Genomic DNA, 12,689 nt, shown 5'->3' with positions numbered 1-12,689 from the left:
GCGCCTGCTCAGACCTCGTCGGGGACGATGACGGAGTGGACGAAGCGCATCTTCTCCAGCACCTTCGCCGGCAGGACGAAGGGGTAGAGGTCCTGGTGTCCCATGGACCTGTTCAGCTGGTTGAGTGCCCACGTGAGCGGTAGCCACCAGTCGATGATCCGGCTGAAACCGACGTCTCCGGCCAGTGGCGCCTCGAAGGTGGATCCGGCGGGCGCGAAGGCGTAGGCCGCAGCGGTGTCCAGGGTGTCCCGGATGTGCAGGTAGTGGGCGAACGTCTCCGCCCAGTCCTCGGCCGGATGCATCGTCGCGTAGGACGACACGTAGTTCTTCTTCCAGCCCTCCGGTGCACCCTCGCTGTAGTGCCGATCCAATGCCGCCTGGTAGTCGTCGTCCGGGTTGCCGAAGAGTTCCTCGAACCGCGCGCGATGCTCACCGCTGCCGATCAGCACCATCTGATAGAAGTGGCCGATCTCGTGCCGGAAGTGGCCGACGAGCGTGCGATAGGGCTCGTCCATCGACACCCGCAGCTGCTCGCGGTGCACGTCGTCGCTCTCGGCGAGGTCCAGCGTGATCAGACCGTTGGCATGACCGGTGATGACGTTGCGGTTGGCGCTCGAGAGCAGGTCGAAAGCGAGACCACCCTCGGGGTTCTCGTCCCGCCCGATGATCGGCAGGTGCAACTCGTCGAGCTCGAGCACCACCCGGCGCTTCGCCGTCTCCGCGGAGGCGAACTCGGCGATGGCCTCCTGGTCGGAGTCGGCGGGCCGCGTGCGGGTGAGGGCGCAGGACAGGCACAGCGTGTCCCCGTCCGTCGCGTCGACCAACCAGTTGCACTGCGCCAACTTGATGTTGGCGCAGCGTCGCCAGGTGGTGCCGTCCACGACCACGGACAGATCGTCGTCGAGCACCTGCATGCTGCGACTCGGCAGGTGGAATCCCAGCCTGCTGTCACAGCTCAGGCAGATGGAGTTCTCGAACGACAGCTGTTGACCGCACTTGCGGCAGAAGAAGACTCGCATGACTCGTGGAACACCCTTCTCGACAACGCTACGACGCTCAGCCTACGCAGATGCGGGGTCGCTCCGGACCACACCGAGACCATGCCCCCGAGCCGGTGTGACCTGCGACGCCGGGGGGGTTTGAACGAGGGGCCGACGGTGAATCCACGGTGCATGACTGACACGACGCAGAAGACGGCCTCGTACACCGTTCCCGGCATGGACGTCGCCGACGGTGCCCATGTGGCGGAGGTCCTCCAGGACCGCCTCAACGCCCTGAACGACCTGCATCTGACGCTCAAGCACGTGCACTGGAACGTCGTCGGACCCAACTTCATCTCCGTCCACGAGATGCTGGATCCCCAGGTCGAGGCCGTGCGCGGCTTCGCCGACGACGTCGCGGAGCGCATCGCGACGCTGGGCTCGTCCGCACTCGGCACCCCCGGCACCATCGTCTCGCAGCGCAAGTGGGACGACTACAGCATCGGCCGCGCGCCGGCCATCGAGCACCTCGGCGCGCTCGACCTCGTCTACACCGGCGTGATCTCGGACTACCGCGCGGCGATCGAGGAGGTCGGCAAGGTCGACCCCGTCACCGAGGACCTGCTCATCGGACACAGCGGCCAGCTGGAGCTGTTCCACTGGTTCGTGCGTGCGCACCTCGAGAACGCGGGTGGCCAGCTCTCGACGGCCGGCGCCGGTTCCGAGAAGGAAGCGGCACGCGACGCGAGCTGACACTCCGTCTCCACCGCACTAGCTCACAGCGCCGCACCCCGCGAGGGGTGCGGCGCTGCTGTAGTTTCGTGCGGTGACGGAGTCGATCACCGCGCATCGGACGCGGTTCAGAGGCCTGGTCGACAAGATCGCCGACGCGCGTCGGGGAGACAGCAGCGAGACCGTCGCTGCCGCGTTCCTCCTCGTCGCCACCGTGGTGGCGCTGATCTGGGCGAACTCGCCGTGGGGTGAGACCTACCAGTCGTTCTGGCACACCCCGCTGTCGATCACGCTGGGTGATCAGGGCATCGAGCTCGACCTGCAGCATTGGGTCAACGACGGTCTGATGGCTCTGTTCTTCTTCGTCGTCGGGCTCGAGGTCAAGCGGGAGTTCGCCATGGGCGAGCTCCGCGACCGGTCCCGCGCCGCCGTTCCCATCGTGGCGGCGATCGCCGGGCTCGCACTGCCCGCGGCGTTGTTCCTTCTCCTCAATCCCACCGGGCCCGAGGCCGCGGCGTGGGGTGTGGTGATCTCGACCGACACCGCGTTCGTGGTCGGGCTCCTCGCGGTCGTCGGACCCGCCCGAGCCGTGCGTCTGCGCATCTTCCTGCTGACCCTCGCCGTCGCCGACGACGTCGGCGCACTCGCCATCATCGCGGTGTTCTACACCGACGAACTGCGGATCGGGCCCCTGCTCGTGTCCGTGGCGGGCCTCGCTCTGATCGCGTCGCTGCGCGGCCTGCGGGTGTGGCGCGGCGCGGGCTACGGACTCGTCTCGGTGGTCACCTGGGTCGCCATGTACGAGTCCGGCGTCCACCCCACTCTCGCGGGCGTCATGATCGCCCTGATCCTGCCCGTCTACCCGCCGCGGCGGCGTGAGGTGGAACATGCCGCCGCGCTGACCCGGGCGTTCCGACAGTCCCCCAATCCGGAGTACGCCCGCGCCGCGCGGCTCGGACTCGAGCGCGCCGTCTCGGTGAACGAGCGGCTGATGCGGCTCTACCAGCCGTACACGGCCTTCATCATCGTGCCGATCTTCGCCCTCGCGAACGCGGGTGTGGTCCTGAGCTCGGAGACGCTGCGTGCCGCCGCCACGTCGTCGCTGACCTGGGGCATCGTCGTCGGCCTGGTGCTCGGCAAGTTCATCGGCATCACGACGGCGAGCGCGGTGTTCGCGAAGCTCCGGCCGGGATCCATGACGCCGGGGCTCACCTTCCCGCAGATCGCCGGCGGCGCCGCACTCTCCGGCGTGGGATTCACCATCTCGCTGTTCATCGTCGATCTCGCGCTGGACGACCCGGCTCTTGCATATCAAGCCCGCGTCGGCGTGCTCAGTGCCTCCGTGATCGCCGCGCTGCTCGGCTGGCTGGTGTTCTCGCTCGGCAACCGATTCGCGCCGCCGCCCGCGGAACCGTCACTGGACCTCCTCCGCCGCGTGAGCCCGAAGCGGGACCACATCCGCGGACCGGTGGACGCGCCGCTCACCATCGTGGAGTACGGCGATTTCGAGTGCCCGTTCTGCAGCAAGGCGACCGGAAGCACGCGCGAGGTGCGGGAACACTTCGGAGACCAGGTGCGCTACATCTTCCGCCACTACCCGCTCGACGACTACCACCCGCATGCCCGGTACGCGTCCGAGGCGTCGGAAGCTGCTGCGGCACAGGGCAAGTTCTGGGAGATGCACGACACGCTGTTCCTGCACAGCGACGCCCTCGAGCGCGACGACATCGACCGCTACGCCGCGGACCTCGGGCTCGACATGGATCGCTTCGAGGACGACCTCCGGACCGGCGACTTCGTCACCCGCGTCGAGGACGACGAACTCGACGCGCTCACCAGCGAGCTACCGGGGACACCGACGTTCTATCTCGGCGTCGAGGGCCGGGTTCCGCAGCGCCACAGCGGCCCACACGACGCCGCGACCATCATCCGCGAGCTCGAGGCGATGCGCGCAGCCGCCCGCCGGCCTGTCGCCGACTGACGTCGCCTACTCCTGCGCCCGGGTGCCGTCCTCGTCCCAATGGGCGGCCACCTTCTTCGACGGCTGGACGCGGGGCGGCTCGCCGGGCATCTTGGGGTAGTCCGGGGGGAAGTTGAGTTCGCCGCCGGGCAGCGTCTCCCACAGATCGAGCAGCGGAGCCAACGAGTACGCCTCGTCGTCCATCGACGCCCAGGGATCGCCGTCCTGCAGGTAGTCGGGGACGGTGACCAGGGAGTACTCACGGGGGTCGCTGGTCTCGGCGAGGCGCTCCCAGGTCAGCGGCGTCGACACCGGGGCGCCGGGACGCGCCCGCAGACTCCACGCACTCGCGATGGTGCGGTCCCTGTTGTTCTGGTTGTAGTCGATGAAGAGGCGCGCACCGCGCTCCTCCTTCCACCAGGCCGTGGTCACGCCGTCGTCGCGGCGTTCGAGTTCACGGCCCAGGCCGATCGCGGCGTGACGCACGTCCTCGAACGTCCACTCCGGCCGGATCCGCACGTACACGTGGATGCCGCGGTTGCCACTGGTCTTCGGGTAGCCACGAAGACCCAGTTCCTCCAACAGTTCTCGCGTCACCAGAGCGACGCGGCGGGCGTCGGTGAACGAGGTTCCCGGCTGGGGGTCGATGTCGATGCGCAACTCGTCGGGACGGTCGACCTCGGGCCGACGGACCGGCCACGGGTGGAAGGTCAGGGTGCCCATCTGGGCGGCCCACACCAGCGACGCCGGCTCGGTGGGACACAGTTCCTCTGCGCGCCTCCGGCTCGGGAACGTGATCTCGACGGTCTCGACGAAATCGGGTGCACCTCTGGGCAATCGCTTCTGATAGAAGCCGTCGCCACCCTTGTCCTGCGGGCCGGTGGCCAGGCGCATCCCGTCGCGATACCCGTCGGGCCAGCGCTCCATCGCGGTAGGACGGTCCCCCAGGGCGCGCATCAACGGCTCGCCCACCGTCGAGAAGTACTCGCACACCTGCAGTTTGGTGATGTCCGGTGTGCGGTCCGTGGCCTCGTAGATGATGCGGTCCGGACTCGAGACCTTCACCTCACGCTCGCCGACCTGCAGCATCACGGGCGTCGACTTCGCGGCCACGGTCAGGACCTCTCGAGGATGTCGGAGACGTCGTAGTCCGCGGGCACGTCGAGCTGGTCGTACGTGCAGCTCAGCGGATCCCGGTCCGGGCGCCAGCGGACGAAGCGCGCGGCGTGGCGCAGCCTGGACTTCTCCATCTGGTCGTAGGCCACCTCGAGAACCCGCTCGGGCCGCACCGGGATCCACGTACGGTCCATGCCGGAGCGCCAGCGGGTCTGCTCGCCGTCGGAGACGATGTCGTCACCGAGCCGCAACGGTTCCAGTTCCTCGAGGTAGGACAACCGCTTCGCGTCCGTGAAGGCGGACGCGCCGCCGATCATCTGGAGCTGGTCACCGTTGTAGAGACCCAGCAGCATCGACCCGATACCGTTGCCGCTCTTGTGAATGCGGTACCCGATGAGAACGCAGTCGGCCGTGCGGGCGTGCTTGACCTTGATCATCTCGCGCTTGTTCGGCACGTACACGCCGTCGAGCCGCTTGGCCACGACCCCGTCCAGTCCGGCTCCCTCGAACCGGTCGAACCAGTCGGTGGCCAGAGCGGCGTCCGCGGTCACGCGCGTCACGTGGCACCGCGGCTCGGTCCGACCCGTGTCGAGGATCGTCTCCAGGCGGGCGCGCCTCTCGGCGAAGGGAAGACCGGTCAGGTCCTCGTCACCGAGAGCCAGGAGATCGAAACCGATGAACTGCGCGGGGGTCTTCTCGGCCAGCATCCGCACGCGACTGTCGGCGGGGTGGATCCGCTCGGACAGCGAGTCCCAGTCGAGCCGCCACGATCCGTCGGTCTCGAGAGCGACCACCAGCTCGCCGTCGACGACACATCGTTCGGGCAGTTCCTCGCGCACGGCGTCGACCATCTCCGGGAAGTACCGGGCCAGGTCCTTACCACCGCGTGACCCGAGCACGACCTCGTCCCCGTCACGGAAGACGATCGTGCGGAAGCCGTCCCACTTCGGCTCGTAGGACCACGCCGGATCCCCCGAGTCGGGCTGGTCGGGGACCGTCTTGGAGGCCTTGGCGAGCATGGGCTGCAACGGGGGTGAAACGGGGAGGTCCACCGCTCAATACTTACACGTCGGACAAACGGTGCAACGGGCATACAGTGTCGTCCATGACGATTTCTCGGCGACCGGGAACGCGGCGCGCTCCGGCCGTTCTCCTCGTGCTGACGGCGGTCGCTCTGCTGGCAGGATGCTCGTCGACGATCACCGGTACCCCCGTCGCTCAGCAGGGCTCCGTACCCGCGTCCGAGGTGCCCGAGTTGCCGAACGATTCGATCCTCCCGCCGGTCCCCACCACTCCGTCCGGCACCGGCGGCGACGTCTCCATCGACGCGCAGGCGGGTGACTGCGTGCGTCTCGGCGGCACGGTCGACGAGGCCACCATCGAGGAGGCCGCGTGCGGGTCTCCCGAATCGAACTACCGCGTGGTGTCTGCCGAGGTCTCCACCGACTTCTGTCCCGGTGACGTCGACCAGACGTACTACGAGACGCTCGCCGGCATCGAGCAGGGCGCGCTGTGCCTCGACATCGACTTCGTGGTCGGGGGATGCATGGATCTGGGCACGCCCGACCCGGAGCGCTCGGACTGCGACGCCCCGATGATCGGCGGTGTCCGGGTCGTCGACGTCCTGCAGGGCACGACCGACGCGTCGGAATGCCCGTCGTCACGCAGTTACGTCTACGACGAGCGCGCCTTCGTCGTCTGTCTCGACGACCAGTGACCTCGCCCCCGCCGACCGTCCCCCTGTCGTCGGCGCGCGGCCGGTGGATCGTGCTGGCCACGGTGCTGGGATCGACCCTGTCGCTGCTCGACGGAACCGTGGTCACCATCGCCCTCCCCGACATCGGGACCGAACTGGGCGCCGACGTCAGCGGGCTGCAGTGGACGGTCACCGGCTACACCCTGACGCTTGCCGCGTTCGTGCTGCTGGGCGGCTCGCTCGGCGACCGTGTCGGACGGCGGCGCATCTTCGTCCTGGGCACGATCTGGTTCGCGGTCGCGTCGGTCGCGTGCGGTCTGGCGCCGAACGTCGAGTTCCTCGTGCTCGCTCGTGTCGTGCAGGGCATCGGCGCTGCGTTGGTGACGCCGGGTTCGCTGGCGATCCTGTCGGCCTCGATCGACCCGAAGGATCGGGGTGCGGCCATCGGCCTGTGGTCGGGCTTCGGTGGCATCGGGTCCGCGGTGGGCCCGCTGCTGGGCGGCTGGCTCGTGGAGATCGCCGGGTGGCGGTCCATCTTCCTGCTCAACGTGCCGCTCGCCGTCGCGGTCGTCGTCGTCGCGTTGCGCCACGTGCCCGAGACGCGAGACCCCGAGACCTCCGGCCGACTCGACGTCCCCGGAGCTGCCGTCGTCGCCCTCGCTCTCGCGGCACTGACCTACGGGGCGATCGACGGACGGTGGCCGATCATCGCGATCGGCCTGGTCGGCACGGCCGTGTTCGTGGTCGTCGAGCGCCGGACGGCCCACCCTCTGGTGCCGCCGTCGCTCTTCTCGTCCAGGGTCTTCGTCGCGGCGAACATCGTGACCTTCGCGGCCTACGCCGCGCTCGGCGGCGTGTTCTTCCTGCTGCTGCTGCAACTGCAGGTCGCGCTCGGCTACTCGGCCCTCGCCGCCGGCACGGCGACACTGCCGATCACCGCGGCGCTCCTCCTGCTGTCGGCGCGCGCCGGCGCGCTGGCCGGCCGCATCGGACCTCGTCTGCCCATGACGGTGGGACCACTGGTGGCCGCGGTCGGGCTGGTACTCATGGTCCGCATCGAGCCGGGATCGACCTACCTCGGTGCCGTGCTGCCGGCCGTCGTCGTGTTCGGCGTGGGGCTCTCCCTGCTCGTGGCGCCACTCACCGCGGCCGTCATCGGTGCGGCACCGGCATCGCACGCGGGTACCGCGTCCGCGGTGAACAACGCGGTCGCGCGCACGGCTCAACTGCTCTCGGTCGCCGCGATTCCCGGCATCGTCGGCATCTCCGGGCAGCTGGATCCCGCGCAGTTCTCGTCGGGATTCCGCGCCGCGATGCTCATCTGTGCGGCCATGCTGGCTCTCGCCGGGGCACTCGCCGCCGTCTCGATCCGCACACCTCGCCCGACGGATCGCACACCGATGCACTGCGACGTGTCCGGGCCGCCCGTGACGGACGGCCGCTGACGGTCACTCCGCCAGGCAGGCCACGCGGGGATCGACGCGCATCTTTGCGAGTGCGCTGCGGATCCGCGACTTCATCGTCGACACCGGCACGCCCATACGATCGGCGGCCTCCGCATACGTGAGACCTTCGAAGAACGCCATGAACAGGCATTCCCGCTGCCGGCCACTCAGTTCCTGCATCGCGTCGAGCACCGGACGGCGGTCGAGGAAGCGGTCCGACGTGTCGTGGATCCCCACGGCGGCGTCGAGCATCGCATACTTCGACTCGCGATCGGTCCGCGACTGCTCGGACCGCACGCGGTCGATGGCTCGCCGGTGCGCCATGGTCACCAACCACGCCGCCGGCGACCCCTGTTCGGGCGAGAACGTGGGGGCCTTCTGCCACACCTCGAGATAGACGTCCTGGACGCACTCCTCGGAGAATCCACGATCGCGGAGCACTCGGAGCACGGCTCCGTAGACGCGGGAGGACGTCGCGTCGTAGAACCGGGCGAACGCCTCACGGTCACCACGGCCGACAGCCTGGAGCAGAGCCGACAGTTCCGCCGTCGAGCGAGCCGCGGGCCGAGGCGCGGGAGACACCGCCGAATCATCCGTAAGCGGCTGTGCAACAAGTGTATTCACGGTCTTCACCTCGATCCGTCGAACGCGGGACGTGCTCTCGATAGGCATGACGATGCCAGCGCTACCACGCGGTAGCGCATCGCGAGTGTCGCGATCGGGTCACTGGTTGATAACGGAACGGTCACGGTGGCTGAGGTCGAGTCCGGTGCCCGATGATCGGTGATTCCGGTGCGGTCTAGGGTTTTTGCCATGAGCAGCACCCCCGCAGACGCCACCACCTCCACCAGCGCCGACACGGCCGACGTCAAGCCCCGCAGCCGCGACGTCACCGACGGTCTCGAGAAGACCGCAGCGCGCGGCATGCTGCGCGCGGTCGGCATGGGCGACGCGGACTGGGGCAAGTCCCAGATCGGCGTCGCGTCGTCGTGGAACGAGATCACCCCGTGCAACCTCTCGCTCGATCGCCTGGCGAAGGCGGTCAAGGAGGGTGTGCACACGGGCGGCGGCTATCCCCTCGAGTTCGGCACCATCTCCGTGTCCGACGGCATCTCCATGGGCCACGAGGGCATGCACTTCTCGCTGGTCTCCCGTGAGGTCATCGCCGACTCGGTCGAGACCGTGATCAGCGCCGAGCGCCTCGACGGCTCGGTGCTGCTGGCCGGCTGCGACAAGTCGCTGCCCGGAATGCTCATGGCGGCCGCGCGCCTCGACCTCGCGAGTGTCTTCCTCTACGCGGGCTCCACTCTTCCCGGTTTCGCGACGCTCTCGGACGGCAGCGAGCACCAGGTCACCATCATCGACGCGTTCGAGGCCGTCGGCGCCTGCTCGCGCGGCCTGATGTCGCGTGAGGACGTCGACACCATCGAACGCGCGATCTGCCCCGGCGAGGGCGCCTGTGGCGGTATGTACACCGCCAACACGATGGCCAGCGCGGCCGAGGCCATGGGCATGTCGCTCCCCGGCAGCGCCGCTCCGCCCGCTCCCGACAAGCGTCGCGACGGATTCGCTCGTGCCAGCGGCGAGGCCGTCGTCGAACTGCTGCGTCGCGGCATCACCACGCGCGACATCATGACGAAGGAGGCTTTCGAGAACGCCATCGCCGTCGTCATGGCCTTCGGCGGTTCCACGAACGCCGTGCTGCATCTCCTCGCGATCGCGTACGAGGCAGGTGTCGAACTCACCCTCGACGATTTCGTCCGCGTCGGCGCCAAGGTGCCGCACCTCGCCGACGTGAAGCCGTTCGGCCGCCACGTCATGACCGACGTCGATCGCATCGGCGGCGTTCCCGTCGTCATGAAGGCCTTGCTCGACGCCGGCCTGCTGCACGGCGACTGCCTCACGGTCACCGGCAAGACGGTGGCGGAGAACCTCGCCGACATCGCCCCGCCGGATCCCGACGGTCTGGTGCTGCGCGCGATGAGTGAGCCGATCCACCCGACCGGCGGCATCACGATCCTGAAGGGCTCGCTGGCTCCCGGCGGCGCAGTCGTGAAGTCGGCAGGCTTCGACTCCGACGTCTTCGAGGGCACCGCCCGCGTCTTCGAGCGTGAGCGCGCCGCGATGGACGCTCTCGAGGACGGCACCATCACGTCCGGCGACGTCGTCGTCATCCGGTACGAGGGCCCCAAGGGCGGCCCGGGCATGCGCGAGATGCTGGCGATCACCGGAGCCATCAAGGGCGCGGGCCTCGGCAAGGACGTCCTGCTGATGACCGACGGTCGGTTCTCGGGTGGCACGACGGGCCTGTGTGTCGGGCACATCGCTCCCGAGGCCGTCGACGGCGGACCGATCGCGTTCGTCCGCGACGGCGACCGCATCCGCCTGGACGTCGCCAACGGAACGCTCGACCTGCTGGTCGAGGACGCCGAGCTCGAGTCACGCAAGGCGAAGTGGGCACCGCTTCCGCCTCGCTACACCCGTGGCGTGCTGGCCAAGTACTCCAAGCTCGTGGGGTCCGCGTCGCAGGGCGCCGTCTGCAGCTGAGACCGCGCGGTGACAAGACCGTGACCTGACCGTGACCGTCGGCAGAGTTGGCTGGTACCCGGCGGGGGCATTCTTCGAGGACAAGACGCGGCAACGATCGTTGCCGTCGATCGTTTTCGGGAGAGGGCAACCCACGTCATGTCAGTCGTCAAGAGAACCATCGCCGGAGCGTTCACCGTCGCACTCGGTGTCGCCGCATTCCTGCCCGCCACCGCCTCGGCCGCACCGGTCACGGCATGCCAGGCACCGTTCGGTGCGGACGCCGTGCCCGCCGGTGGCCTGTGCTCGGCGACCAGTGACGCCTCCAGCGCCGCTGCCGCCTACGGTGACGCGTCCGCCGACGCCAGCCGCAACGCCCTCGCCCTGGCGCTCGGCCTCAACGGCGGCATCGCCAGCAGCTCGGCCGTCGGTTACGCGGCACCGGCCGCCATCGCGTTCGGACCGGGTTCCGTCGCCGAGGCACTCGGCCTGAACCCGGGTCTGTCCATCGCCATCGCGGCACCGGGTTCGACCGTCACGGTCGACTCCCTCGGCGGCGTCACCTGCGACGGCCCCGGATTCGCCGGCGACCTCACCACGCTGAAGGCGTGCCTGCGCGTCAACTGATCCACAGCTCCACCCAGCCGACACGACGAAGGCCGTGACCCCCTCTCGGGAGTCACGGCCTTCGTCGTGTGGCTGGGGTCCGGCGATCAGCCCGTGACGGTGAACCCGGTACCGACGCCGCCGCCGCGGTTGATGTCGTCGAGCACCGTCTGGATGTTGGTGCCCACCTCGGGACCGATGCACGGGATGCCCAGGTACGCGTTGACCATGCCCACCAACGTGGTGCCGGCGACGACCGGGCCGCCCGAGTCACCCTGCTGGACGCAGATCTGCGTGTAGGTGCGGTCGTTCTGGAAGAGCTCCCCGTAGGTGATGCCGCACGTGTTACCGGTGGTGCGGCCCTCCTTGCACATGATGCCGGGGAAGGTCGCGGGCGCCCCCACGCCCGTGATGGTCACGTTGCCGACGCGGTTGGTCGGTGCGACGCGGCCCCGATCGAACTCGATGACGGCGTAGTCGAGGCCGGGGACCGAGCTCACGATGCGGCCGACGGCGCCCGCGTCGGGCAGGTACTCGGCGCCGATCAGATCACCGGGAACGCCGCAGTGACCTGCGGTGATGCCGACGAGTCGACCGGCGGCGTCGTTGCCGATGGTGGTCAGTGTGCAGTCGAACTTGCCCTTGCCGGTGCTGTCTGCGACGAGCACTCCGGATCCGCCACCGAGCACGGCGACGGGTGCAGCCGACGCGGTTCCGGCGCCGATCCCGCCGGCGAGCGCCAGCGCTGTGGTGGCAACGAGCACGAGTTTCTTGAGCATGTATCCCCTCCGAGGTCACGCACACCGTAGCAATACGCGGGACCCGGAACGCGACGCTTCTACTCGTTCTTCAGTCGATCGAGCGCGCGGCGTGCCTCGTCGAGCTCTCGACTCAGGGCCTCGACCCGCTCGAGCGCGGCAGCCCGAGCCGCCTCGATCTTGTCCTCGACGGCAGCCGAAGCCACGTCGTCGCCCAGTTCGCGGATCGCGCGGAGGACCCGATCCGCCGTCACGTCGGACGGCTTGGCCAGCTTCTTCGCACCGTGCGACACGGTGACGGTCCACTGATCGTCGGGCCCCGACGTCACGGTCACCGACACCGGCGCGGGCTGCGCCTTCGTGCGCCGAGCCGGCCGAGCCGCGGGCTTCACCGACGTCTCCGGCGCGAGAGCCGGCGTGGCCACCGACTTCTCGGGTGCTGCTTTTACAGGCACGGGAGTCTCCGACCGGGGCGTCGCTGCATGTGGGACGACGGGGGGTGGGACCACGGCGGGGCGGGTTGTCGGGCGCGCCGCCGTCGTGCGCGGAGCGACCTTCGTGGCTTTGCGCGCCGGCGCCGGCGCGTCCTTGCTCAGACGCAACTCGTCCGCCTCGTACGGCAGCTGGTCGTCGATGCCCTTGGGGCTCACCGTCACCGTGGTGCCGTCGACCGAGATCACCCGCGCCGAGGCGCCCGCCTCGAGGCCGAGGGACGGCGTCGCCTCCCGCAGGTAGACGGTGACGCGGCGACCGGCCGCGAGCCCCGCCTCGAGAGTCGCGAGGTCCTCGGCGGACAGCGCCTCGCCGGGTCGGGGGGCGCGGCGCCGGGCGGGAGCGCTCATGATCGGGTGCCTCTCGTCGTGAGTGGAG

General features: G+C 69.2%; 12 protein-coding genes. 6 read left to right on the top strand and 6 right to left on the bottom strand.

Going from position 1 to position 12,689, the window contains the following annotated elements:
• Window positions 1–8: 8 nt before the first annotated feature.
• The gene (locus OG947_RS12130) at window positions 9–1,019 is read right to left on the bottom strand and encodes a zinc-binding metallopeptidase family protein (protein WP_328811935.1); all 1,011 of its coding nucleotides are present in this window, start codon (window positions 1,017–1,019) and stop codon (window positions 9–11) included.
• Between the two features lie 153 nt (window positions 1,020–1,172).
• Between OG947_RS12130 and OG947_RS12125 the strand changes: the two genes are divergently transcribed.
• Window positions 1,173–1,733 carry a Dps family protein gene (locus OG947_RS12125; RefSeq protein ID WP_056441116.1) on the top strand — a complete coding sequence of 187 codons (561 nt, stop codon included), beginning with the start codon at window positions 1,173–1,175 and terminating at the stop codon, window positions 1,731–1,733.
• Window positions 1,734–1,818: 85 nt separating this feature from the next.
• Window positions 1,819–3,693 (top strand): Na+/H+ antiporter NhaA, encoded by a 1,875-nt coding sequence (gene nhaA / locus OG947_RS12120; RefSeq protein ID WP_442973128.1) that lies wholly within the window; start codon window positions 1,819–1,821, stop codon window positions 3,691–3,693.
• A 6-nt stretch (window positions 3,694–3,699) separates the two neighbouring features.
• On the opposite strand, the gene OG947_RS12115 is transcribed toward nhaA, so the two are convergent.
• The gene (locus OG947_RS12115) at window positions 3,700–4,785 is read right to left on the bottom strand and encodes a DNA polymerase domain-containing protein (protein ID WP_328811934.1); all 1,086 of its coding nucleotides are present in this window, start codon (window positions 4,783–4,785) and stop codon (window positions 3,700–3,702) included.
• 2 nt (window positions 4,786–4,787) lie between these two features.
• Window positions 4,788–5,840 carry an ATP-dependent DNA ligase gene (locus OG947_RS12110; RefSeq protein WP_222632253.1) on the bottom strand — a complete coding sequence of 351 codons (1,053 nt, stop codon included), beginning with the start codon at window positions 5,838–5,840 and terminating at the stop codon, window positions 4,788–4,790.
• Between the two features lie 53 nt (window positions 5,841–5,893).
• Between OG947_RS12110 and lppU the strand changes: the two genes are divergently transcribed.
• Complete coding sequence (gene lppU, locus OG947_RS12105) at window positions 5,894–6,505, top strand: LppU family putative lipoprotein (RefSeq protein WP_222629718.1); 612 nt, start codon at window positions 5,894–5,896, stop codon at window positions 6,503–6,505.
• Window positions 6,502–7,929 carry an MFS transporter gene (locus tag OG947_RS12100; RefSeq protein ID WP_442973060.1) on the top strand — a complete coding sequence of 476 codons (1,428 nt, stop codon included), beginning with the start codon at window positions 6,502–6,504 and terminating at the stop codon, window positions 7,927–7,929. The genes lppU and OG947_RS12100 overlap by 4 nt, the downstream gene beginning before the upstream one ends.
• A 3-nt stretch (window positions 7,930–7,932) precedes the next feature.
• Here OG947_RS12100 and OG947_RS12095 read toward each other — a convergent pair whose 3' ends face one another.
• The gene (locus OG947_RS12095; protein WP_285186675.1) at window positions 7,933–8,511 is read right to left on the bottom strand and encodes a sigma-70 family RNA polymerase sigma factor; all 579 of its coding nucleotides are present in this window, start codon (window positions 8,509–8,511) and stop codon (window positions 7,933–7,935) included.
• Between the two features lie 231 nt (window positions 8,512–8,742).
• Here OG947_RS12095 and ilvD point away from each other — a divergent pair, with 231 nt between their 5' ends.
• Both ilvD and OG947_RS12085 read left to right on the top strand, forming a co-directional pair.
• Window positions 8,743–10,476 (top strand): dihydroxy-acid dehydratase, encoded by a 1,734-nt coding sequence (gene ilvD, locus OG947_RS12090; protein WP_222637927.1) that lies wholly within the window; start codon window positions 8,743–8,745, stop codon window positions 10,474–10,476.
• A gap of 138 nt (window positions 10,477–10,614) precedes the next feature.
• On the top strand, window positions 10,615–11,082 hold the full coding sequence (locus OG947_RS12085) for a DUF6764 family protein (protein ID WP_037185983.1): 468 nt from the start codon (window positions 10,615–10,617) through the stop codon (window positions 11,080–11,082).
• 86 nt (window positions 11,083–11,168) lie between these two features.
• Here the strand turns inward: OG947_RS12085 and OG947_RS12080 are convergent, their stop codons facing one another.
• Window positions 11,169–11,840, bottom strand: coding sequence for a S1 family peptidase (locus tag OG947_RS12080; RefSeq protein ID WP_027506112.1), 672 nt, complete (start codon window positions 11,838–11,840; stop codon window positions 11,169–11,171).
• Window positions 11,841–11,899: 59 nt separating this feature from the next.
• A complete protein-coding gene (locus OG947_RS12075) occupies window positions 11,900–12,661 on the bottom strand; it encodes a DUF6319 family protein (protein ID WP_222637925.1) in 762 nt (253 codons plus the stop codon).
• Window positions 12,662–12,689 lie beyond the last annotated feature (28 nt).

This window comes from Rhodococcus sp. NBC_00297, from assembly GCF_036173065.1.
In the GTDB taxonomy this organism is placed as follows: Bacteria; Actinomycetota; Actinomycetes; order Mycobacteriales; family Mycobacteriaceae; genus Rhodococcoides.
The sequence above is the reverse complement of the archived record's forward strand: the minus strand, read 5'-3'. Positions and strand labels throughout refer to the sequence as shown.